Genomic DNA, 23,460 nt, shown 5'->3' with positions numbered 1-23,460 from the left:
GCTGTCCACGAAGGCGCGTGACGCGCGCAGCACGTTTTGTGTTTTTTTACTGACTTGCCGACTTCTACTTACCGAACAGGAAAACCATCGTTCCCGACGCATCCGCTGGGCCTGCCGTGGTCATTCGCAACTGCGAATCGGCGCCCAGCTGGTGCATCCATGCTTCATAGGCCCCCTCGAGGAAAGCGCCAGCCCAAGCCACGTTCTCCGCGCCGAATACGACCTTGAGCGGCGCGTGGTAATGCGTGAGCACCAGCCAGTCCTGAGCCTCGCGTATCTCGACCTGCCCCCAGTCCAGCTCGCCCCAAACCTGATTCATGGCGTCGCGCATCGCGGCCACGGTGAGCGCCTCGGCAAGCGCATATTGACGGGCGAACTGGCCGCCAGCAGCACGCATGAGCTGGGTCAGAAACCTGGGCGTCAGGTTCTGCGTCAACTCTTGCGTGAGGAACGACACGAACGGACGCCATTGCGGTGCTGGCATGGAATTCATCACATATTCATGCGCCCGGAAAGAAGGCGCATAGGGTCAACAAAACTTGCGCAAGCAACCTCATCACCATCCGGGCGGTGACCGGCGTTAAGCGCAGGCAATTCTTGCTGGTGATTCCGGAAGAACGTCGGATCAACTGACACGCGCGGCGGATTATACGTATTATTCCCGCCGTGTTTATTTTTTAATTGGCCTGCATCATTGAATTTGTCACGCCTGCGCGACAGATCAAATACGAAAACGTTTGCGCATAAAATGGGGCACGCAAGACTTAAGGCCGCTCGCATGGCACGGGCGTTTTTGCGGCCGCCACGGTGCACGAGATAATGTTGTCGTGCTGTTGTGCGTTTCGATTTGCCCGAATTTGAAACCTGAATTCAGTCGTTGTCATTTTTATTTAGTGCGTGTATAGCCCTCCGCGATTCGCGAAATGAACGTGCCATGTGTAATTTTGCGAAATATTTCAGCTGCAAACGTTTGCAGCGCGTTTGCGCGGCTGGATGGCTGCCGCAGCAATCCCAGCGCCAGCAAATGCGCACGCGGCCGACACAACGGCGACGGCGCGCAGCGCATCGATCAGGGCGTCCGCTTCTGCACGCGCCATCAGCGTCTCGTGCTGCCCGTGGGCGCCGCGCGATGGCATTTCCCCTCGCGCGTCAGGCTCCAGCAACTGCCTCGCCTCGCGCGCGTCGGGCGGCACGTGCAACGCGTCGAGCCGCGCCGATAGCGCCGCGTGATGCGACCACACGAACACGATGCCAAGCACCGCAACCGCCAGCAGACTCGCCACGCGCGCAACGGCATTGTTGATGCCTGAGGCGACGCCAGTGCGCTCGTGCGACACCGAGCCCATGACGGTGGTGGTGAGCGGCGCGACGGTAATCGTCATGCCGAGCCCAAGCACCGCGAGCGCCGGGAAAAATCCGGCCCAGTAGCCGCCGCGCACGAATGGCAATGCCAGGAGCGCGAAGCCGATTCCGGCGACGCCCGGCCCCACGGTCAGCAACGCGCGCGAGCCGAAACGGCTCGTCAATCCGCCGGTGAAACGCGATAGCAAGCCGATGATCACAGGCACCGGCAGCAGCGCCGCGCCCGCTTCGGTCGCGGTGTAGCCATGCGCGCGGATCAGCGTGAACGGCAGGAAGAAGAATGCGCCGCCGAGCCCGAAGTAAAGCAGCAGGGTGACGAGATTCGCGCCGGTGAAATCGCGTGAGCGGAACACGTCGAGCGGCATCATGGGGCTGGCGCTGTGTGCTTCGATCACGACGAATGCGACAAGCACGAGCACGCCAGCGCCTATCGCGCCCAATACGAGCGGATGCTGGAAGCCTCGCGCCGACGCCTCGGTCAGCCCGAACGTCAGTGCGCCGAGGCCTCCTGCCGCGGCCAGCGAGCCGGGCCAGTCGAGCTGCCCGGGCGCATCGAGCCGGTGGCTGTTGGGCACCGACGATACGGCGAGCGCGATCGTTATCGCGGCGAGCGGGACATTCAGGAAAAAGATCGCGCGCCACGAAAACGCGTCGACGAGCCAGCCGCCCGCCACGGGCCCCAGCGCCGACGTGATCGCGCCCACGCCCGCCCAGGTGCCGATTGCCCGTCCGCGCGCGGCGTCGTCGAACACCGCGCCGATGATCGCGAGACTGCTGGGGACGAGCAGCGCCGCGCCTATGCCTTGCACCGCGCGCGCGGCGATCAGTGCGCCCGCATTCGGCGCCAGTCCGCAAGCAGCCGACGCCAGCGTGAAAAGCGCAATGCCCGCGATAAACACCGTGCGGCGGCCAAGCTTGTCCCCCATCGAGCCGCCGACCAGCACGAGGGACCCGAGAAAGAGCAGATACGCGTTGACGACCCATTGCATCGCCGCGACGCTCGCAGCGAGTTCGCCCTGAATGGACGGCAATGCGACATTGACGACCGAGCCGTCGATAAACGCCATGCTCGAACCCAGAATCGTCGCCGCGAGCGCGAGACGCTTGCGCTGGCACGGACGGTCGACTGTGGTGGGCTGCGTGCGGATCACGAGCTTGTCGCACGGGCTCGCCTGCGCAGCGACGACGTGCACGCCCTTCGGCTCGCTTTCAACAAGATCCGGGTTGGCCAAGTTCGCTCCCTTGTGGATCGAGGGTGACTAGAGTCTGTTGATGCCGGGCTCGCCAGTCAACCCGGGAGAGCACATACCTGCGCGCCGCGGATCACCGCGCGAACGCAATCCGGATCAGGCTGGTATACATCGACCTGATGGCCACAGCGCCGCGCCGTCCCCCATTTCGCCACACGCTTGTGCGCGCCCGCGCGATTGGCCTGGATCCTTCATGACGCGCCCTTACTCATCACGCATGCCGCGTTGCCCGCAGGTGGCCCGTGTATTGGCCCAGCTTTCGGTCATTCTCGTCGCCGCGCTGCTGTCCGGCTGCGCGATGGTGCGCGTGAACTCGCTCGGCCCGCAGCAGTACTTTGCCATGCGCCGCGGAGATATCCTCTCGACCGGCCAGTTGAGCACGGCGACACAAGCCACGTTGCGCGTTGCGGCCCTGGACGAAAGTGCATGCCGGAACGCACCGCAAGCGTGTATCGACACGATCGCAACCGTGGGCGGGCTCAATACCGACCAGCGTCTCGCCAGCCTGGCCGAGTTATCGCTCCAGATGGCGCTTGCGCAAACGCCGCCTGCCGGCAACCCCTGGGGCGACGCGCAATTCGATTCGTGGCTCAAGACCGCGCGATACGCGTACGCCTTTCTGTTCCTCGGCCAACGCACGGCTGGCGAGCGCGCATTCGAGGACCGCCAGACACAGGTTCGCGACTACTACAACTATGCGGTCCAGGAACTCGCCGGCGCGCTGTTCCTGCGCGGCGCGCATGAAACGAACAACAGCAACCGCGATCCAAAAAAGCAGTTCATAGCAGGCTGGACCCTACGCATCGACCTGAGAGAAGTCCGGCTGCCCGAGGGCGTACGCGAACTCAGCGAAGTCATTCCGGCCGCGGGGCTGTCATTCGCGGGACTGCGCAACACGTATCGCCGCGACGGCCTGGGCGCGGAACTGGTCGCCGTCACGCAACCCGCGGCGCCCGACCCGGCCAGCGAGACGAACAACAGCGACGAAAACAGCGCCAAAAACAGCACAACAAGCAGCGCACCAACGGCCGAAGGCAACGGGAATTCGAACGCGGCCGCCACTATCTGGCTCGCCCCCGGCGCGCGGCCGTTCAACGAAATGCCTTCGCCGAGCGTCACCGCACTGCTGTCGTTTGGCGACGGCACGCTCGAGCAAGTGCTCGATTCGCACGACGTGGTCTTTTCCGCCTACGATCCGTATCGCGTAGAGAGCGTAGAGCTGAACGGCCAGACCGTGCCGCTCGCCGCCAACTTCAGTGCGGGCTATGGCATCTGGCTCGCCCGCTCGGGCTTTGCCAGGCAGTCCTTGCGTTCTCTGCTCGGCCGCACGCGGGGCATCGACCGTCCGCGCATTTACATGATGCAGCCCTTCGACCCGGACCGGCGCATCGTTCTGATGCTGCACGGACTAGCGAGCAGTCCTGAGGCGTGGGTCAACGTCGCCAACGACATTCAGGGCGACGAAATGCTTCGCGAGCATTTCCAGGTCTGGCAGGTCTACTACCCGACCAACGTGCCCATTCTCGTGAATCTCGCGAGAATACGCCAGGCGGTGCAACTGACACTCGCGCATTTCGATCCCGCTGGCGTGCTGCCCGCATCGAACGGCATGGTGCTGATCGGGCACAGCATGGGCGGCGTGCTTGCCCGGCTGCTCGTCTCATCGTCCGACGATGTGCTCTGGGTCACCGTCCAGAACAACTACCTGCCCGAAGGCATCGACATCGTTCGCGAGGACGAGCGGCTCAATCGTCTGCTGCGCTTTACGCCAATGCCACAGGTCGAGCGCGCGATCTTCATCGCCACGCCACACCGCGGCACGCCGTTCGCAAGCAATCGCCTTTCTCGCTGGGTTGCAAACCTGGTGCGCTTGCCGCTTGCGCTGTTAAAGGAGCTTGACGAGATGCTGCAGAGCGCGACCAACGCGGATAGCACCCACAGGGCGGGAGAGACCATCGCGGTTCCCAACAGCATTGAGCAGTTGCGGGACACCAATCCCATCATTCAGTCGACCTCGCGACTGCCGATCAGCCCAAACGTGTGCTTTCACTCGATTATTGCGAGACGCCGCGAGACGGGCCCGCTCGAGGATTCCGACGATGGGGTCGTCCCTTATCGCAGCGCGCACCTCGACGGCGCACTCTCCGAAAAGGTGATCGTTTCGGGACATAGCGTTCAGGAAACCCCGGAGGCGATTTTTGAAATCCGCCGCATTCTGCACGAGGATATCGAAGTGTTTGATAACGATGGCGCTTGCGCGCATTTACGCGCCAATTGAACCGGCCACGCCCTTGTCCGCCGCCATGCGTTTTCTCGCGCTCATAAAAGGCCCGGTCGGCTCGCACGCCGGCGCGAACCGGTCGAAGCCCACGGGCCCCGGCATGTCGACATAAACCGCTTCCATGCCTTGCCGGCTATAGCTTTCATGCCAGAAGCCCGCACCGCCGCTGTCGCGCAGGAACTCGCCCCACCAGCGCGAATGCGGCGCGCTGCGCGTGAAAGCTTCGAGGCTTTCGAGGTCACGCCAATACTGGCGAATCCCCACGTGGTTCAGTGCGAACAGGAACTGCTCGCTCGAGAGCAGTCCGGCAGGCGGGTTCAACTGGATTTGCCGCAAGCCCTTGCCGATGCCGAACAAGGTGGCGATGCCGCGCAGCCGCCGCACGCGAAAACCCAGGAGGATGACCACGAGATTCGGATAGGCGCTGAGATCGACGGACCTGCGGGTCACGGAGGCTTGCATGATGGCTCCCGGCTGCTTACGCTGTAAGCATAGTCCTTGATGATTACAGTGTAAACAGCCATGAACGATTCGATTTCGTCCCTGCGTGACCGGCTGGTTGACTGCGCGTTGGCCCTGCTCGAACAGGGCGAGAGCGACGTCAGCCTGCGTGCCGTTGCGCGGGCAGCCGGTGTTTCGGCGATGGCGCCCTATCGCCATTTCGAGGACAAGGCCGCGCTGATGGGCGCCGTCGCGCTCAAGGGCTTTGCCATGCTGGAAGCAGACGCCGCGCGCGCGGATCAAGTGGACAACGCGCACGAAGCGCTCACGGCGCAGGGCCTGGCCTACGTTGCCTTCGCCCGCGCGCATCCTGCGCTGTTCCGGCTGATGTTCGCAGATGGCGCGGGACTCGCGCTGCCCCACGGTGACTGCCGGGGCGCTTACACACTGATGGCGCGTCGGGTGGCGGAACTGGCGCCGAATTGGGCCGAGGCCGGAGCACTTGCCTGCTGGGGACTGGTTCACGGCCTGGCGACGCTGGCGCTCGACGGACGCATTCCGGCCAATGCCGCCGGTGAACGACTGGCAATCGCCCTGCTGACGCATGCGCTGGAGGTAGCGACGCCCGCCCTCACCCGTTGCTGACACAGCATCCATAGCACGCGCATTCCCGCTCGCGCGTACGATTGCCAGCAACGCGATGACGACGAGAGAAGAGCCATGGCGACCGAGCAATCCCCGAGCGGCATGCAACAGTCAGGCCCCAAAGTCGCGCTCGCGCTGCAGGGCGGAGGCTCGCACGGCGCGTTCACGTGGGGCGTGCTCGATCGACTGCTCGAATCGACAGCGCAGGGAACGCCACTCAACGTCGCGGCGATCAGCGGCGCGAGCGCGGGCGGCATCAATGCGGCGCTGTGCGCAGCGGGCCTCGCCACCGGCGGCGCCGCGAAAGCGCGCGAGATGCTTCGCACCTTCTGGGAAGCGGTGTCGCGCGCCGGCACGCTGGCCGGCAATGCTCTCTTCGGCTTTTCCGAGCCTGGGCCGTTCGGCGGCTGGAATATCGACTGGAGTCCCGGCGCCATTTTCACGGAGGTCGTGGGGCTCGTCGCCTCGCCTTACAACAATCCCTTTTATCGCGATCCGCTCGGCCCGTTGATCCACGCCACACTGTCGAAAACGGCTCTCTCCACGCTCAACACAACGCGCGGCGCCCCGCAGCTTTTCATTTGCGCGACCAATGTACGAACCAACGAACGCGCCATCTTCACGCAGCCCGACATTTCCGTCGAGGTGCTGCGCGCCTCCGCGTGCCTGCCGAGCGAATTCCGTACCGTGGAGGTCAACGGCGTGCCGTACTGGGATGGCGGCTATCTGGGCAATCCGCCGTTGGCCCCGCTGATCGCCCACGCGCAGGACCTGATCCTGATTCTCGTGAATCCGTTCGCGCGCCACGACATGCCGCCTAAAAACGCACGCGGCATTCTGGAGCGGCTCAACGAAATCGGTTTCAACGCCTCCGTCGTGCTGGAGATCAACGCGATCGAAGCGGTCAACCGCGTGCTCGACTCGGTTGGCGAGGAAGCCGCAAGCAAAAGCCGCTACAAGACCGTCCGCTTCCATCTGATTCGCGACGACGACTTTCTCGCGAAGTTCGGCTTCGTCTCCAAGAGCAGTACGTCCTGGTCGTTGCTCAAGGCGCTGTTCGAGCGCGGACGCGAGGTGGCGGACGGATGGCTCGAACATGACTACGCGAATCTCGGGCAAACGTCTTCGCTTGACGTAAAGGACGCGTTGCTCGATCCAACGCTCAAGCAAGGCAACGCGCCGCACTCGCAGTAACGCTCGCTCGAACGGCGGCTCAATAGCGTACAGTGACGCTTCGCGCACGGTGGTCCAGGAATCGACCTGGACTCGGCCTTGAGGGAGCAGATCGATGCCGTTCGAATATATCGATGTCGAAACAGCAGTCCAGCGGGACGGATTGCGCATGGTCGTGGTCGGCGGCGTTCCTAGCCCCTGGAGCGAGGCGGCCAAGGGCATCCTGCATATCAAGGGTATCGAGTGGGCCGCCGTGCGCCTCGCCTACGACAGCGAGACCCTGAAACAGTGGACCGGGGAGTTGAGCGCGCCCGTGCTCATGGTTGGACAGGAGCGGCCGCGCCGCGGTTGGGCGGATATTCTTCTGCTCGCGGAGCGGCTGGTGCCCACGCCTTCGTTGCTGCCGGACGACCCCGCGGAGCGCGCTCTGGCTTTTGGCCTCGCGCATGAACTGTGCGGCGAGTGCGGTTTGGGATGGTCGCGCCGTTTGCAGCTCATTCATGCAGGTTTGCACAATAGCGGCGGCTTCCCCGAGCGGGTCGCGAAATATCTGGGCAAGAAATATGGGTACAGCCAGGAAACCGGCGCGGCGGCGACCGGGCGCGTAACCGCCGTGCTGGGAATGCTGGCCGCGCGTCTGAAGGTGCAGCGGGCGGCGGGGTCCTCGTATTACATCGGCAATACCGTGACCGCGGTCGATGTCTACAGTGCCAGTGTTGTCGGACTTTTCCGCCCGCTACCGGATGATGTGTGTCCGATGGACGCGAGCGTGAGGGCCGCATTCGAAATGCGCGACCCCGAGACCGACGCGGCGCTGGATCCCATCTTGCTTGAACATCGCGATCTGATGTACGCGCGGCATCTTGCGCTGCCGCTTTCGCTGTAGATGAATTGACGCCACGTGAGCCTGAATTTCGCCCTTAAGATGGAGCAAAAATAGATGGACACCGAGTTCGCCAAACGCCCCGTCTACTTCTATGGCTACGACGACATAGAAACGTTTTGCCTGTCCAGAAGAGACCCACTGATTCACGAAAACGTGGGTTTGATACTCGGCATCTTGCGAGGCGGCGCCATACCCGCCCTGATGCTTTCGCAGATGTTGGGCCTGCCCGTGGACTTTGTTCACTACGATCGGCGCGAAGCTAAGGCCGAGATAAAAAACAAGAAAGCGCTCGATCTTGTCGACGCCTGCATCAAGGAAGGCAAGAGAATCCTGCTGGTGGACGACGTTGCCGGCGTGGGATATACGCTGGCCAATTGCCGCGATTATTTGCTTTCCCTTGTTAAAGACGAGTCTTCGATCAGGGTGCTGACACTGGTGCACCACGCAAACAGCAGAGCACAAGCGGACTACTACAAAGACTGTTCGTCAGTCCACGCGATTTTGCCATGGGAGCGCTATGTCACCAGCCACGAGTGCCTCGATGATTTCGCGAAGGCGCAAGCGGCACTGCTGGACGATCAACGGTATAAAAAAACATTGGCCATCGACGACGCTAACTACCCATTAAACCTGAAGCAGGAGTGGAGAGTCGATTGCCGCCTGGCATTCAACGGTGACTATCATTCGATCGTGCATGGCATTCGTGCCGTTGGCCCCGAGGAAATTTATTGCAACAACGAGTCTCTGATCAGCGCCATATTGAGCGAATGCCCGTTCTCCATCATCTATAAAACCATTCATGGCAGACGATACAGAATAAGCGCGTTTGATTGACGATTGAGTCGGCATTGACCGCGCCGACGCCTACCCGCACGTTGTAAGCAAACCAGTCGCTCACCACACGACCTCATGGTCAAGCGCCCAGCGCTACGTGAGTTACCTCAAGTGTTTGCGCCGCTTGTGTTCGCCAGATCACATACGCGTCCCACTATCCGGCCTTTAATTTCCTCATATGTGTTCGAAAGCGCATCTGCAAAGCGCCTGCCGTTAGCGCTTCACGTTCGCCCGGTTCCAGCACCGCTTCGGTAGCAGCCGGCGGGCGGGCTTGCGCGCATGCCAGGGCTCGCCGCCGCAGTTCGAACACGCCACGGTCTCGCGTTCTGCGCCTGTCTGTCCTGCCACTGCGACAAGTGCTGCGCCGTTCATCGTCCAGAGAACAGGAGTGAATGATGCCGGGCCTCCTCTCGTTCCTTGTCAGGACCCTACTGCGGCCCGCCTCCAAACGCGCCAGGGCCGCGACGCCCCCACCCGCGCCGTCCTGGCAATTGCCCACGGACTTCTCCCGCCGCGAGCACGCGCAGGTCGAGCGACACCGGCATGCGGTCGGCCTTTCCGCGTTGCCTCATGCCACCGATGCCTGCGGCCTGGCGATCTCGGGCGGCGGCATACGAAGCGCCGTATTTTCGTTAGGTATCCTTCAGGCGATGGCGGACAAGGGCACACTGAAGCATTTCGACTATCTATCCACGGTATCCGGCGGCAGCTACATCGGCGCATTCTATGGCAGTCTTTTCGTTCCGGACGAACTGCGCGCAGGAAACCTGCAGCTTGAAAAGTCGGCTTATATCGACCAAGCCAAAAGCGCGTCGGGCAAACTATGCCCGGACGCGCAGCCTGACGCTGCGAACGCGGTCACGCCCATTGCCTATTTGCGCGACAACTGCAACTATCTCGTGCCGAACGGCTTGAAGGACTACCTTCAATATCTCGTGTTCTCGATGAGAAACTGGTTCGCCGTGCAGTACGTAATCGGCGTATCGCTCCTGACTATCCTCCTTGCGTTTGGCCTGCTGGACTTCGCCGCGCACGGCCTGGCGGAGCAGCTCCTCGGGCCGCCCTCGCCAGCATCGAACGTCTGGTGGTTCTACGTACTCTCGCCGCACCCGGCGACCTGGTTGACGCATCCATCGATGGCCACAGCCGGTCTAAAGCAATTGCAGCTGGTTTCGCCGGAAGTGTGCTGGTCTCCGCTGCTCTCGTCCGTACCCGACGTCTGGTGTTCGCCGCTGATCGTGGGCGACCCCTGGTGGGCGCCGCTGCAGTCGGCCGTGCCCGACATCTGGTGGGCGCGCTCGCTGTTGCCCGCGTCCATCGCCGTCTTCATCGCCGCATTTGTTTTCTCTCCGCTCAGCCGCGCCTACTGGCTGACCCAGAACCTCGCGCAGAAAACGGGTTTCGTCGGCAAGTGGCTGCCATTCATATCACTCTTCGTGGTCACCGCATTGGCCGTCAGCACGATCGTCATCTTCAACTACGGATCGTCAAAGCCGATCGCAACCCTCCTTCTGGGCCAGCTCAAGCATCCATCGGGCAAACTTCTCGCTGCGATATTCGTCATCAGCACCGGCGTGCTCGGCACCCTCTATCTCATCATTGCATGGCTGTATGTCGGCAAGCGCGGCAGCGGCTCCGGCAAATCGTGGTTCCGCGGGTCGACGCCCTCCTCTTCGCCGCGCTCGGACAGCCGCGCCTTCGTCGACCGCTTGCGCAATGCGCTCACAAACGCGTTCACAACACCGCTTCGCCTCTGTGGACATCGTGTCGGCGCCGGTCCAATTCAGATCGTGCTCTGGTTGCTGCTTCTCGCACTCGTCGACGCGCTCGGCGGCCTCGCATACGAGGCCACTCGCCATGTCTCCATGAACTTCCTTAGCGCGACGAACTCCGGCCCGCTGGGCGCGCTGGCCGGCATCGGGGCGGTGCTATGGACTCTCGCGCGGTTCCTGTTAGCGCAAGGCGACAACATCGTCGGCGGTCTGGCCAAGATTCCGCGCCTCGTTCTCGCTTCGGTCGCCGCCATCTTCGCCGCGCTCGCGACGCTGGCGTTCTGGTCCGCCGTGGCCCTTTCGATCTCGATGGTCATATGGCGGCATTACGGCAACGGGCACGACTACGCCACGCGCATGGCGATCCTGTGCGTCGCCTTTCTCATGCTCGCGATCGTCGACGGCCTGTGCATTCAGTTCCTGAACCTCTCGACTTATCAGCGGCTCTATAGCACACGACTCACCCGCGCTTTCCTGGGCGCAACGAATGCCGAGCGGTTGCGCACGCCCGCCATGCGCGATGTGACCAATCTCGTAGCCGGCGACAGCATCACGATGGGAGAATATTTCCACTCACGCAGCCATGCGCCGGTGCATCTCATCAACGCGACGATCAACAAGACGATCGACTGGGACTCGTCGCTGGTGCAGCGCGGCGCGCGGGGGCTCGCCTTCAGTATCGGACCAGCAGGCATGACCGTGGGCGCGAGGCTCGGCGTGCTCGAGTGCGAATGGGAAAGCGCGAACGATATTTCGACGCCGGCGTGTTACGTGCGCGGCGACTTGCGCACGCGTGACATCTGGCTCGAATCGATGACGCTAGGAGACTGGGTCGCCATTTCCGGTGCGGCTGTGAGCACCGGGCTCGGCCAGAATACGCACGTCGGCTACTCGCTGCTGCTTGGCGTGGCCAATATCCGCCTGGGCTATTGGTGGGACACGTATTCGAAGCCGTTCCGGTTCGGTGCGGTGAACTTCGAGCGCAAGCGTGTACCGATACCCGATGCGAACCTCCCTCACCGTTTTCTCTCCGAGAAGCTCTTCGGCACGCAGTTCTGCCTCATGGACGAACTGATGGGCGAATTCGACGGACCTCGTGGCCGACGCTGGTATCTCACCGACGGCGGTCATTTCGAAAACACGGGCGCCTATGAATTGCTAAGGCGTAAGCTGAAATTCATTGTGCTGATCGACAATGGCTACGATCCGAAATACCGGTTCGGCGATATCGCTAACCTGATTCGCCGCGCGCGCGTCGATTTCGGCGCCGAAATTCGCGAGCCGGCCACACGGCTTTCGCTCCCGTCGTCATTGCGCCTGAATCCGGCCCATATCGCCCTGTCGATCGGGGAATTCAGGAAGAAGCGCAAGTTTCTCGCGCTCCAGTTTGCCGTCAAGTTCGCCGACGCAAGCGACGGACAGATACTGGTCATCAAGCCGCGCGTCACGTCTGCCGCGCCGCCCGACGTGCGGGAGTATCGCAAGCAGAACCGCACGTTTCCGAACGAGACCACGGCGAACCAGTTTTTCGACGACATCCAGTGGGAATCGCATCGCGAGTTGGGCTACTCGCAGATGCGCAATCTAATGCAGTAAGCGGCACGCTTTTGAAGCGCTTTTATCCCGGAAGCGATTCTATGTCCGCTTTATCGATTCGAGCCCCGCAGTGATCTGCCATTGCCCCGCGAATGCGTGGCAACAAAGAAGAAGCTCAACGCGAAAATGGAGGTACACATGCCGACTATCCCCTACGATCCGTCGCTCAACGCGCTCAACTCACCGGGACTCAGGCCAACGGTGTTCACCGCCGGTGTCAACTATGACATCGACGGACTGTGTGCCGAATTCGCCCGCCTTGCCTACATACGCTACGAGAATGGCGCCGCTGAACGCCAACAGCTCGACCAAGCGCTCGCTCTGGTCGGTTTTCAAGGCGCTGTCACCTTCAACTTTGCAGGCGATGACGTGCACGGATTTGGCGCCGTGAGGCAAGCCGACGGCCTCGCCATCCTCGCCTTCCGCGGAACGGACCCGCAGTCGATTAGCGATATCGCGGATGATCTGAAATTCAACTTGACGGACTGGCCGGAAAGCGCTGGCCAGGTTCACGCTGGATTTGCGGGCGCTGCCCGCGGCTTGCGCAGCGCAGTGGAGAACTGGTTGCAGGAGACCGGGCCGACTCGATCGCAACTCATATTGACGGGCCATAGCCTTGGTGCGGCCATCGCGACGCTCTTCGCCAGCTTATGCAAGCCAAGCGCCCTCGTGACGATCGGCTCGCCGCGAGTGGGCAACGCGGCGTTTGTCGCAACACTCAACGGATTACCCATCACGCGCTATGTCGACTGCTGCGATCTCATCACCGATTTGCCGCCGCCCACGCTTAGCGGATACGTCCACGCAGGAGAGTCGAACTACATCACGCGCAAGGGCGAGCTTGCACCGCACGCAGACGACGCCTTCGTGCAAGCGGACCGAAGCGCCGCGCGCGACGACTATCTGCTCAATTGCGCGTGGCGCATCGGTAACGTCGTGGTGCGCGACCTCGCGGATCACGCCCCGATCAACTACGTGAGAAGTCTGGTGCCTTGAAACAACGCGTCGACGTCAGGACGCATCGCCCTCACGATGCACCGGTTGCGTTTCCTTCAAGCTCTTCGCAAGCCGCGACGCCTGCAGATAACCGGGATTCGCCGGCCGCTTCAGGTAACGCCCGGCGCCGCGCCGCGCACGTAGATCGCCGTTCGCCCACACGAGTTCGCCTTGCGAGACCGTGTGCGTGGGCACGCCGCGCACCGTCATGCCTTCGAAGACGTTGAAGTCGACGTTTTGGTGATGCGTCTTCACCGAGATCGTACGCGTGGCCTCCGGGTCCCACACGACCAGATCGGCGTCGGCGCCAACGGTCACCGCGCCCTTGCGCGGGTACAGGTTGAATATCTGCGCGGCGTTCGTGGAGGTCACCCGCACGAACTCGTTTGGCGTAAGCCTTCCCGTGTTCACGCCCTGATCCCATAACACCGCCATGCGATCTTCCACACCGCCGCATCCGTTCGGAATCCTTGTGAAATCGTTGCGGCCCATTGCCTTTTGCGAAGCGCAGAACACGCAGTGGTCAGTGGCCGTGGTGTGCAGCAGGCCGCCTTGAAGGCCGCGCCAGAGCGCGTCGCGATGCTCTTTCGTGCGGAACGGCGGGCTCATGACATGGGCGGCGGCGCGCGTCCAGTCCGGGTCGCGATAGACGGACTCGTCGATCACCAGATGCCCGGCGAGCACTTCGCCGAACACGCGCTGCCCTTCGCTGCGTGCACGGGCGATGGCTTCGAGCGCGTCTTTCGCCGAGACATGCACGATGTACACCGGCACGCCCAGCACCTGCGCAATGCGAATGGCGCGATTCGCCGCCTCGCCTTCGACTTCCGGCGGCCTTGAAAGAGGATGCGCCTCCGGCCCCGTGAAGCCGCGCGCAAGCAACTGACGTTGCAACTGGAAGACGAGTTCGCCGTTTTCGGCATGCACAGTGGGCAACGCGCCCAGTTCCAGCGAACGCGCAAAGCTGTTCACGAGAATCTCGTCGTCGGCCATGATGGCGTTCTTGTATGCCATGAAGTGCTTGAAGCTCGACACGCCGTGTTCGTTCACGAGCAGCCCCATGTCGCGATGCACGCTGTCGTCCCACCACGTGACCGCCACATGGAAGCCGTAGTCGGCGGCGGCCTTTTCGGCCCAGCCGCGCCATTCGCGAAACGCGTCCATGAGCGGCTGCTTAGGGCTCGGAATCACGAAGTCGATGATCGACGTCGTGCCGCCCGCGAGACCGGCCGCCGTGCCCGTGTAGAAGTCGTCGCTAGCCGTCGTGCCCATGAACGGCAGTTCCATATGCGTGTGCGGGTCGATGCCGCCCGGCATCACGTACTGGCCGCCCGCGTCGACCACGGTCGCGCCCGCAGGCGCGTCGAGGTTCTCGCCCACGGCCTGGATCACGCCGTTTTCGCACAGCACGTCCGCGCGCCAGCTCTTGTCCGCATTGACGATGGTGCCGCCTCGAATCAGGATCGCCATGATGCCATGTCTCCTTCAGTTGAACGATTTCACGCCGCCATGCCTCACGCGCTCGCCACGCTCGGCCGCCGGCTCTTGCCGAGCTTCATCATCACGCCGTACACGATCGCCGCAATGGCAAGCCCCACGAACCACGCATAGGTGTAGATGCTTTTGAACGCGTCGGGCACGGAGGGAAACGCGTTCGGAAACGCGGTGTTGAGGAATCCCGGCAGGTTGGGCAGCACGCCCAGGACGAGGGCGATCACCGCTGCCATATTCCAGCCGTTCGAGTAAGCGTATTCGCCGTTTTCTTCGAATAGCTCGGCCGTATTCAGGCGCGTGCCGCGTACGAGAAAGTAGTCGACGATGAGAATGCCCGCCACGGGCCCGAGCAGCGCCGAATAGCCGACGAGCCAGGTGAAGATGTAGCCCTGCGTGGTGGCGAGAATCTTCCACGGCATCATCACAATGGCGATGCCCGCGGTAATCAGGCCGCCCGCCTTGTACGAAATGGCTTTGGGCCAGAGGCTGGAAAAGTCGTAGGCCGGGCCGACAAGATTGGCGGCGAGATTGCAGCACATCGTGTCGAGCGTGAGGATGACGAGCGCGATGCCCACGCCAACGCCTTCCATGCGGCTCGTGAGGTCGATAGGGTCCCAGATCGCCTTGCCGTAGATCACCACCGTCGCCGAAGTCACGACCACGGAGACCACCGAAAGCAGCGCCATCGGAATAGGCAAGCCGATGGCCTGGCCGACAAACTGGTCCTTTTGCGTTTTCGCGAAGCGCGTGAAGTCGGGAATGTTGAGCGCGAGCGTGGCCCAGAAGCCCACCATGGCCGTGAGGCTTGGCCAGAACGTCGCCCAGAAGAGCCCCGCCTTCTTGCCGCCCGCGACGAACTGGGAGGGTTGCGAGAGCATCGAACCCACCCCGCCTGCCTTCGAACAGGCCCACCACACGAGCACCACGCACATCACGACCTTGATGGGTGCGGACCAGCTTTCGAGCCAGCGGATCGAATCGGTGCCGTGCAGGATGAAATAAAGCTGCAGCACCCAGAACACGAGGAAGCACGCGCCCTGGCCGATAGAAATGCCGAGAAACGGCAGCGCGTCGCCCACCAGCGCGTTATGCGTGAGGATATTGATGAGCGTATAGATGGCGCTGCCGCCCAGCCACGACTGGATGCCGTACCAGCCGCACGCCACGATGGCGCGCAGCATGGCAGGCAGCTTCGCGCCCTGGGTGCCGAACGAGGAACGCACGAGCACAGCATAAGGAATGCCGTATTTCGCGCCTGCGTGGCCAATCAGCAACATCGGCACGAGCACGATGAGATTGCCGAGCAGCACCGTGAGCACCGACTGCCACGGCGACATGCCCTGCTCGGTGAGCCCCGCCGCGAGCATGTACGAGGCGATGTTCATCACCATGCCCACCCAGAGCGCCGCGAAGTGATACCAGCGCCACGTGCGCTGCGCAGCGCCGGTTGGCGCGAGATCGTCGTTGTATAACTCGCTTTCGGCGCGGCGCGCGCTGGCGTCGCCAGTCAAGGGTTGACTCATGGTTGCGGTTCTCCGTGGCTTGTCGTTGGTTTCTTTCGTTTCGTTCGGTTCGGCTCAGTGCGGTTTCAATGCGTCAGGCGGCTTTCGGGTCGGCCACGCGTGCAGGGTTATTCGGATGCGTGGTCCAGTTCGCGTAGCGGCCCGAGTCGACGCGCTCCATCGTGATGCATTGGTCGACCGGGCAGACATGCATGCATAAATTGCACCCGACGCAATTCGCGTCGACCACTTCGAAGTGGCGCTTGCCGTCGCGCGTGGCGGTAATGGCCTGATGCGACGTGTCCTCGCAGGCGATATGGCACAGGCCGCACTGAATGCAGCGGTCCTGATCGATGCGCGCCTTGATGTCGTAGTTGAGGTTCAGGTACTGCCAGTCGGTGACGTTGGGCACCGCGCGGCCGCGAATGGCGTCGAGATTCGCGTAGCCCTTGTCGTCCATCCAGTTGGCGAGGCCATCGATCATGTCGCTGACGATTCGGAATCCGTAATGCATCGCCGCGGTGCAGACCTGCACGCTTCCCGCACCGAGCACGATGAATTCGGCGGCGTCGCGCCAGTCGGAAATGCCGCCAATGCCGGATATAGGCAGGCCGTGTGTTTGCGGGTCGCGCGCGATTTCCGCGACCATGTGAAGCGCAATGGGCTTCGCGGCGGGGCCGCAGTAGCCGCCGTGCGTGCCTTTTCCATCCACGGTGGGCAGCGGCGCCATCACGTCGAGATCGACGCCCACGATCGAGTTGATCGTATTGATGAGCGAGACGCCGTCCGCGCCGCCCTTCATCGCGGCACGCGCGCCATGGCGTATGTCGGTCACATTGGGCGTGAGCTTCACGAGGCAAGGCAGGCGCGTGCCCTCCTTCACCCAGCGCGTGACCATTTCGATGTATTCGGGCACCTGCCCCACGGCCGCGCCCATGCCGCGCTCGCTCATGCCATGCGGGCAACCGAAGTTCAGCTCCACCGCGTCGGCGCCAGTGTCTTCCACCAGCGGCAAGATCCACTTCCAGTCTTGCTCGGTGCACGGCACCATGAGCGAGACGATAAGCGCGCGGTCGGGCCAGTCGCGCTTCACCTGCGCGATTTCCTTGAGGTTCACGTCGAGCGGCCGGTCGGTAATGAGCTCGATGTTGTTCAGCCCGGCAATGCGCTGGCCGCGCCAGGTGGTCGCGCCATAGCGCGAACTCACGTTCACCACGTGCGGGTCGAGCCCGAGTGTTTTCCACACCACCCCGCCCCAACCCGCCTCGAAGGCGCGGTTGACGTTGTAGGCCTTGTCGGTGGGCGGCGCAGACGCGAGCCAGAACGGGTTGGGCGATTCAATGCCGGCGATCGTGCAACGCAGGTCGGCCATGATGCGACTCCTTCGAATTGTCTGGTTTCGATGTGTTGATCGCGCAGTTCAAGCCGCGCAGTTCAAGCCGCTCAGTTCAAGCCGCTCTGGCGGACTGACTCGCAAGGTAGCGGTCGATCGCGCGCGCAGCGAGCTTGCCGTCCTGCACGGCCTGTACCGTGAGGTCGGTTGCACCATGGCCCGCGCAGTCGCCGCCAGCGAATACGCCTTCGATGGACGTCGCGCCGTCCGCATCCACGGCGATACGCGCATCGCCTGCGCTCAGCTGCAGGCCATCAAGGCCAGCCAGGCCTTCGGGCACGAGCTTTTGGCCAATGGCTTTCAACACCATGTCGGCCTCCACACGCACCATTTCTCCGGTGCCTCGCAGCGCACCGCCTGCGTCGAGCACTGTGCGCTCGAACTCCACGGTCTGCACGCGCGTGTCGCCCGTAATGCGCAGCGGCTTCATCCATTCGACCAGCGCCACGCCCTGTGCGCGAGCGAATGCCTGTTCGGCCCAGGTAGCGCTCATCTGCGCCGCGCCGCGCCGATACGCGAGCGTCACCTGCTCCGCGCCCAGCTTGCGGCTTTGCACGGCGGCGTCGATGGCCGTATTGCCGCCGCCGATCACCACCACCTTGCGGCCCACGGCCAGCGTGGAGAGATCGCTGGCTTCGCGCAGGCGTGCGATGAATTCCACGGCATCGAGCACGCCATCGAGCGCTTCGCCTTCGATGGAAAGCGCTTGCGTGCCGCCGAGGCCCACGCCAATGAATACGGCGTCATACGCGGCTCGCAGCTCCGTTAGGGTGATGTCACGGCCAAGGCGCTGCCCCTGATGTATTTCGATCCCGCCGATGGAAAGCAGCCATTGCACTTCGCGCTGCGCAAAGTCGTCGACGACCTTGTATGCCGCGATGCCGTATTCATTGAGGCCGCCCGCCTTTTCACGCGCGTCGAACACGCTCACGCGGTGCCCGGCAAGCGCAAGCGTATGCGCGCAGGCGAGCCCCGCCGGCCCGGCCCCGACCACGGCAACGCGGCGCCCCGTCTCGCTGGCGCGCTTGAAGAGCGCCGGTGCACCGGCGGCTTCGCGCGCCATCTGGAAGTCGGTGGCATGGCGCTGCAGCGCGCCGATCTGGACTGGTTCGCCATCCTGATGATTGCGCACGCATGCGCCTTCGCAGAGAATCTCGGTTGGGCACACGCGCGCGCACGTGCCGCCCAGTGGGTTTGCGCCCAGAATATCGCGCGCCGCGCCCTTGAGATTGCCGTTGCCGATCTTGCGGATAAAGCCCGGAATATCGATGCCGGTCGGGCAGGCCGCTACGCACGGCGCGTCGTAACAGTAGTGGCAGCGGTCGGCGGCAATGACAGCGGCGTTGGCGGAAAGCGGCGGCGCGACGTCGGCGAAGTTGCAGCCTAGCTGTTCGGCGGTGAGGCGGCCAGGTGCGATGCCGTCGGCGGCATTCGAGTTGGGCTGGGACATCCGGATGCTCCTTGCGAGGCAAAACACGGACTCGCCGGCTGTGCGGGACGCACAGCCGGTACGTGGGGACAACGGGAATGACAACGCGGCTCTCAGGCCGCTTGCGCTAGCGTCAAAAGCGTCAGCCGGGCTCGCTCGCGCGTTCGAGCATGGCGTGCAGCAGCACGTTCGCACCCGCCTCGATCCAGTCGATCGTCGCGTCTTCGATCTCGTTGTGACTGATGCCGTCGATGCATGGCACGAACACCATCGAAGTCGGCGCGACCGTCGCGAGATAGCAAGCGTCGTGGCCCGCGCCCGATACGATCTCGCGGTTCGAATAGCCAAAGCGCTCCGCCGCCGCGCGCACGGAACTCACGCAGGCCTTGTCGAACGGCACCGGCGCGTAATAGAAAATCTGCTCGACCTGCGCTTCCAGCTTGCCTTGCTCTGCGATCTTCGCAATGCCTTCGCGCAGTTCGGCGTCCATCTGCGCAAGCACGTCGTCCAGCGGATGGCGAAAATCGACGGTGAAGAACACGCGGCCTGGAATCACGTTGCGCGAATTCGGATGCACCTGCATCATGCCGACCGTCGCACAGGCGAGCGGCGCGTGGCGCAGGCCAATTTCGTTCACGAGCTGCACGACGCGCGAGGCGCCCAGCAGCGCGTCGCGGCGGCGCGGCATGGGCGTGGGGCCCGCGTGCGCTTCCTGCCCCGTGAGCACGACTTCGTACCAGCGCTGGCCCTGTGCATCCGTCACGACGCCAATGGTCTTGTTTTCGGCTTCGAGTATCGGCCCCTGCTCGATATGCAGCTCGAACGCCGCGTGAATCTTGCGCCCGCCGCACGGCAGCTCGCCCGCATAGCCGATACGCTGCAATTCCTCGCCGATGGTCTTGCCATCGACATCCTTGCGGGAAAGTCCGTAATCGAGCGTGAAGACGCCCGCAAACACGCCGGAGGCGACCATCGCAGGCGCGAAACGCGAGCCTTCTTCGTTGGTCCAGATCACGGTTTCAACGGGGCGCTCGGTCTGAATGCCGTGATCGTTGAGCGAGCGGATCACTTCGAGCCCGCCCAGCACGCCATAGATGCCGTCGAAACGCCCGCCCGTGGGCTGCGAATCCGCATGCGAGCCGGTCATCACGGGCGGCAAGTCGTTGTTGCGCCCCGCGCGGCGCATGAAGACGTTGCCCATCTGGTCGACGCTCACCGTACAGCCCGCCTCTTTCGCCCATTGCACGATGAGATCGCGTCCCTGTTTGTCGAGGTCGGTCAGCGCGAGACGGCACACCCCGCCTTTGGGCGTGGCGCCGATTTTCGCCATTTCCATCAGGCTGTCCCACAAACGCTGGCCATTCACGTGGATCGCGGTCGTCAGCGCGGCTTCGCTTACTGCGTTCATGCGTGTCCTCCTGTGCGTGTTCGTCAAACGTGCATTCGTGCCACCTTCTGGGGCGGGAAGAACCATGGCGGTGCACGCCTCGGTGACTCTTCGCGATTGCCGAAACCTCGCCCCGCGAATCCTGTCCGATTGGACAGGTTGTAGACGATAAACTTTGCGAATTCAATGCGGTGTTACCAGCGAGAAGCGTGCCATCGATGCTGCAGTGCGCGAAAGCGCCCGCGCCGGTCCACGCGTTTTCCCCGAGTGCGGCGAATGCACGAGGCGCTTACATCGTGACTACAATGAAGCCGTCAAAGGCGCGGGAGCCGCGCGCCGCCTCTTTTCTTCTGAACGGACCGATCATCATGCGCGACGACGAACCCACCACGCGAGCCGCGACCCACGCGCTGCGCGGCACGGCGCACGAACGGGAAGCGGCTGACGCAACGCACAAGCCGCGCCGTCGCAAAGCCGCCATTCGCGAGTCGAACGAAGCGCATCTGCTCGCCTGCGCGGAGGCCGTGTTCGCCGAGCGCGGCTTCGAAGGCGCGAGCACGGCGCTGATCGCCGAGCGCGCGGGCCTGCCGAAAGCGAATCTGCACTACTACTTCCCGACCAAGCTCGCGCTCTACTGGCGCGTGCTCGACGACCTGTTCGAGGAATGGAATGCGGCCGCCAACACCTTCGACGCGAGCGACGATCCGGTCGAAGCCATTGGCGGTTATGTGCGTGCGAAGATGGCACTCTCGCGGCGCAGGCCGCTTGGGTCGAAAGTGTGGGCGAACGAAATCATTAGTGGTGCGACGCATATGCAGGACATCCTGCTCAAGCGCGTGAAACCCTGGATGGAGACACGCGTCACGCTGATCGATCGCTGGATTGCCGAAGGACTGCTTGCCCCCGTCGATCCGAAGACGCTCCTGTTCATGATCTGGGCAACCACGCAGCACTATGCCGATTTCGAGGCGCAAATTCGCGCGCTCTCGGGCAAGCGCGCACTTTCCACGGCGGGGTTCGAGGCGAGCACCGAGGAAGTGGTGCGATTGATCTTGCGTGCAAGTGGCGCGCGCACGCCTGGGCAATAAGAAAATCGGCAACGTCGTGCCGATCGCCGTCTTGCTGGCATGAACGCGTGCTCAATTAATCTCAGCGGTAAAACTCGGAAGGCGCAACACCAAAATGCCGCTTGAACATCGCGGCAAACGCACTCTGGCTCGTATAACCGTGGTCCAGCGCCACGGTCACGATCTTCTCGCCTCGCGCAAGACGCTCGAGCGCCAGAAAGAGCCGCGCATGCCGGCGCCAGCGCCCAAGCGTCATGCCGGTCTCGCGCTGGAACGCGCGGTGCAGCGTGCGCTCCGCCATGCCCAGCCTGTGCGCCCAATGCGCGACTTCGTGGGGCGCATCCGGCGCGGCGATGATCGCGTCGCAAAGCTTGCGCAATCGCGCGTCGGCAGGCCAGGGCAAATACAGCGGCAGTCGCGGTATCACCGCGAGTTCGGCGAGCAGCAAACGCATGAGCAGGTCGTGGCGGCCGCCCGGCGCGTAGTCGAGCGGCACTTGCACCGCGCCAAGAATCAATTCGCGCAGTAACGGCGGCACCTCGACCACACAGCTGCCTTGCGGCAGATCCGCTACAGCGCCGGGTTCCACGAACACGGTACGCATGCGCACGTTGCCGCTCATGCGTACCGTGTGCTCGAGCCCGGCATCGAGCCATACCGCACGCGTTGGCGGCACGACCCAGCGGCCCGCCTGCGCTTCGATCAGCATGACACCCTCGACCGCATAGAGCAGCTGCGCGCGCCTATGGCTATGCGTGGCGACGAACGCGCCGTGTGGGTAGTCGGCGGCGAGCGCCGCGACCGGCATTGGCGTGTTTTCAAAGGGAACGTGCACGTCCGGCGGCGGGAGGACAGTCATCGGCGTGGGCGCGGGGTCGAAGTTGAGTTGATGTTCGGTGGCAGTTTTGCGACAGGAGTTGCCATTCTAGCGCGAGACAGCCCCCGTTCTGGGCGCGCAATCTCCGGGTTCATTCCACTCGCACATCTACCCCGATGCTCGCTGCTTCCTCGCGCTCCGCGCTCTATTCGCTCTTTCCGGTTACTGCCATTGCGCTGTGGTCCGGCAACGTCATGGTGTCGCGCCTGTCCGCGCACACCATCGATCCGTACGCCATCACCTTCTGGCGCCTCGTGCTCGCCGTCGCGCTGATGAGCCTCTTCGTGCCCGTGGGTGCGTGGCGCAACCGCGCCGCAATCATTGCGCAACTGCCCAGGCTCGCCTTTCTCGGCCTGCTCGCAATGGCGCTGTTCCAGTGCCTCTCGTACGAAGCCGCCAAAACGACAACGGCCACCAACATGGCCATCATGACCGCGCTCGTGCCGCTGCTCACCCTGCTGCTCTCGGTCGTGTTGCTCGGCGAAACGCCGACGGCCGGCATGGCCACTGGCGGCATGCTGTCGTTCGCGGGACTCGTGTGGCTGATCACGGGCGGGCGTCCTGCCGCCCTGCTCGCGGGCGGCGTGCATGCGGGCGATCTGCTGATGCTTTGCGCAAGCGCCGCCTACGCACTCTATGGCGTGCTGCTCAGGCGCTGGCATGTCGGACTGCCTTCGTGGCAATCGACTTATTTCCAGGCGATCGCCGCGTTGCTCTTCATGCTCGTGCCGATGGCGCGCCTTCCGCTCGCCGAAGCGCTGCCCACGCGCGCGAGCCTGCCGCTCATCGCCTACGCCGGATCGCTCGCATCGGTCGTGCTGCCGTTTTTCTGGATGCAAGGGGTGAAGCACCTCGGCCCGAACCGTTGCAGCATGTACATGAATCTGTTGCCTGTGTTCACCGCGGTGCTCGCGGTCGGCGCGTTCGGCGAGCGGCTGTACGCGCATCACCTCGTGGGCGGCGGCGTGGCGCTCGCTGGCGTGCTGCTCGCGCAAACGTGGCGCGTGCCGATTGCGGCCTTTTTTGCGCCCCGTTCCGAAGCCGACGATGGCGCGAAATCTTAAAACTGTGGCGT

At 63.4% G+C, this 23,460-nt stretch carries 18 protein-coding genes; 9 read left to right on the top strand and 9 right to left on the bottom strand.

Annotated features, from left to right (window positions below; genetic code table 11):
* Nucleotides 1-64 precede the first annotated feature (64 nt).
* Together bcsD and U5A65_RS05865 are read right to left on the bottom strand one after the other, a co-directional pair.
* A complete protein-coding gene (gene bcsD / locus U5A65_RS05870) occupies nucleotides 65-493 on the bottom strand; it encodes a cellulose biosynthesis protein BcsD (RefSeq protein WP_321911097.1) in 429 nt (142 codons plus the stop codon).
* A 463-nt stretch (nucleotides 494-956) separates the two neighbouring features.
* Nucleotides 957-2,594, bottom strand: a complete 1,638-nt coding sequence (locus tag U5A65_RS05865) for an MFS transporter (RefSeq protein WP_321945736.1) — start codon at nucleotides 2,592-2,594, stop codon at nucleotides 957-959.
* Between the two features lie 211 nt (nucleotides 2,595-2,805).
* Here U5A65_RS05865 and U5A65_RS05860 point away from each other — a divergent pair, with 211 nt between their 5' ends.
* Complete coding sequence (locus tag U5A65_RS05860; RefSeq protein WP_321945735.1) at nucleotides 2,806-4,890, top strand: alpha/beta fold hydrolase; 2,085 nt, start codon at nucleotides 2,806-2,808, stop codon at nucleotides 4,888-4,890.
* Here U5A65_RS05860 and U5A65_RS05855 read toward each other — a convergent pair.
* Entirely contained in the window at nucleotides 4,876-5,355 is a 480-nt protein-coding gene (locus tag U5A65_RS05855; RefSeq protein ID WP_321911104.1) for a monooxygenase family protein, read from the bottom strand. The genes U5A65_RS05860 and U5A65_RS05855 overlap by 15 nt on opposite strands.
* Before the next feature lie 60 nt (nucleotides 5,356-5,415).
* Between U5A65_RS05855 and U5A65_RS05850 the strand changes: the two genes are divergently transcribed.
* The 6 genes from U5A65_RS05850 (at nucleotide 5,416) to U5A65_RS05825 (ending at nucleotide 13,236) form a co-directional block, all read left to right on the top strand.
* Entirely contained in the window at nucleotides 5,416-5,979 is a 564-nt protein-coding gene (locus U5A65_RS05850) for a TetR/AcrR family transcriptional regulator (protein WP_321945734.1), read from the top strand.
* Between the two features lie 75 nt (nucleotides 5,980-6,054).
* Entirely contained in the window at nucleotides 6,055-7,173 is a 1,119-nt protein-coding gene (locus U5A65_RS05845) for a patatin-like phospholipase family protein (protein WP_321945733.1), read from the top strand.
* 94 nt (nucleotides 7,174-7,267) lie between these two features.
* Nucleotides 7,268-8,038, top strand: coding sequence for a hypothetical protein (locus U5A65_RS05840; RefSeq protein ID WP_321945732.1), 771 nt, complete (start codon nucleotides 7,268-7,270; stop codon nucleotides 8,036-8,038).
* Between the two features lie 54 nt (nucleotides 8,039-8,092).
* Nucleotides 8,093-8,872, top strand: coding sequence for a phosphoribosyltransferase (locus tag U5A65_RS05835; RefSeq protein ID WP_321935929.1), 780 nt, complete (start codon nucleotides 8,093-8,095; stop codon nucleotides 8,870-8,872).
* Between the two features lie 392 nt (nucleotides 8,873-9,264).
* Complete coding sequence (locus tag U5A65_RS05830; RefSeq protein ID WP_321945731.1) at nucleotides 9,265-12,240, top strand: patatin-like phospholipase family protein; 2,976 nt, start codon at nucleotides 9,265-9,267, stop codon at nucleotides 12,238-12,240.
* 81 nt (nucleotides 12,241-12,321) lie between these two features.
* Entirely contained in the window at nucleotides 12,322-13,236 is a 915-nt protein-coding gene (locus tag U5A65_RS05825; protein WP_321945730.1) for a lipase family protein, read from the top strand.
* A gap of 15 nt (nucleotides 13,237-13,251) precedes the next feature.
* Here U5A65_RS05825 and hydA read toward each other — a convergent pair whose 3' ends face one another.
* The 5 genes from hydA to U5A65_RS05800 form a co-directional block, all read right to left on the bottom strand.
* Nucleotides 13,252-14,706 carry a dihydropyrimidinase gene (gene hydA / locus U5A65_RS05820; RefSeq protein WP_321945729.1) on the bottom strand — a complete coding sequence of 485 codons (1,455 nt, stop codon included), beginning with the start codon at nucleotides 14,704-14,706 and terminating at the stop codon, nucleotides 13,252-13,254.
* 44 nt (nucleotides 14,707-14,750) lie between these two features.
* A complete protein-coding gene (locus U5A65_RS05815) occupies nucleotides 14,751-16,253 on the bottom strand; it encodes an NCS1 family nucleobase:cation symporter-1 (RefSeq protein WP_321945728.1) in 1,503 nt (500 codons plus the stop codon).
* Nucleotides 16,254-16,326: 73 nt separating this feature from the next.
* Nucleotides 16,327-17,604, bottom strand: a complete 1,278-nt coding sequence (preA, locus tag U5A65_RS05810; RefSeq protein WP_321945727.1) for an NAD-dependent dihydropyrimidine dehydrogenase subunit PreA — start codon at nucleotides 17,602-17,604, stop codon at nucleotides 16,327-16,329.
* A gap of 76 nt (nucleotides 17,605-17,680) precedes the next feature.
* Nucleotides 17,681-19,075, bottom strand: a complete 1,395-nt coding sequence (locus tag U5A65_RS05805) for an NAD(P)-dependent oxidoreductase (protein WP_321935937.1) — start codon at nucleotides 19,073-19,075, stop codon at nucleotides 17,681-17,683.
* 121 nt (nucleotides 19,076-19,196) lie between these two features.
* Nucleotides 19,197-20,462: a Zn-dependent hydrolase gene (locus tag U5A65_RS05800; protein WP_321911120.1), complete on the bottom strand. Its 1,266-nt coding sequence runs from the start codon at nucleotides 20,460-20,462 to the stop codon at nucleotides 19,197-19,199.
* A gap of 347 nt (nucleotides 20,463-20,809) precedes the next feature.
* Between U5A65_RS05800 and U5A65_RS05795 the strand changes: the two genes are divergently transcribed.
* Nucleotides 20,810-21,529 carry a TetR/AcrR family transcriptional regulator gene (locus U5A65_RS05795; RefSeq protein ID WP_321936033.1) on the top strand — a complete coding sequence of 240 codons (720 nt, stop codon included), beginning with the start codon at nucleotides 20,810-20,812 and terminating at the stop codon, nucleotides 21,527-21,529.
* Nucleotides 21,530-21,590: 61 nt separating this feature from the next.
* Here U5A65_RS05795 and U5A65_RS05790 read toward each other — a convergent pair whose 3' ends face one another.
* Nucleotides 21,591-22,367, bottom strand: a complete 777-nt coding sequence (locus U5A65_RS05790) for a helix-turn-helix transcriptional regulator (protein WP_321911121.1) — start codon at nucleotides 22,365-22,367, stop codon at nucleotides 21,591-21,593.
* A gap of 134 nt (nucleotides 22,368-22,501) precedes the next feature.
* Between U5A65_RS05790 and U5A65_RS05785 the strand changes: the two genes are divergently transcribed.
* Entirely contained in the window at nucleotides 22,502-23,449 is a 948-nt protein-coding gene (locus tag U5A65_RS05785) for a DMT family transporter (RefSeq protein ID WP_321911122.1), read from the top strand.
* Nucleotides 23,450-23,460: the final 11 nt, after the last annotated feature.

The sequence above is a fragment of the Paraburkholderia sp. J10-1 genome, assembly GCF_905220165.1.
Classification (GTDB): Bacteria; Pseudomonadota; Gammaproteobacteria; order Burkholderiales; family Burkholderiaceae; genus Paraburkholderia.
The sequence above is the reverse complement of the archived record's forward strand: the minus strand, read 5'-3'. Positions and strand labels throughout refer to the sequence as shown.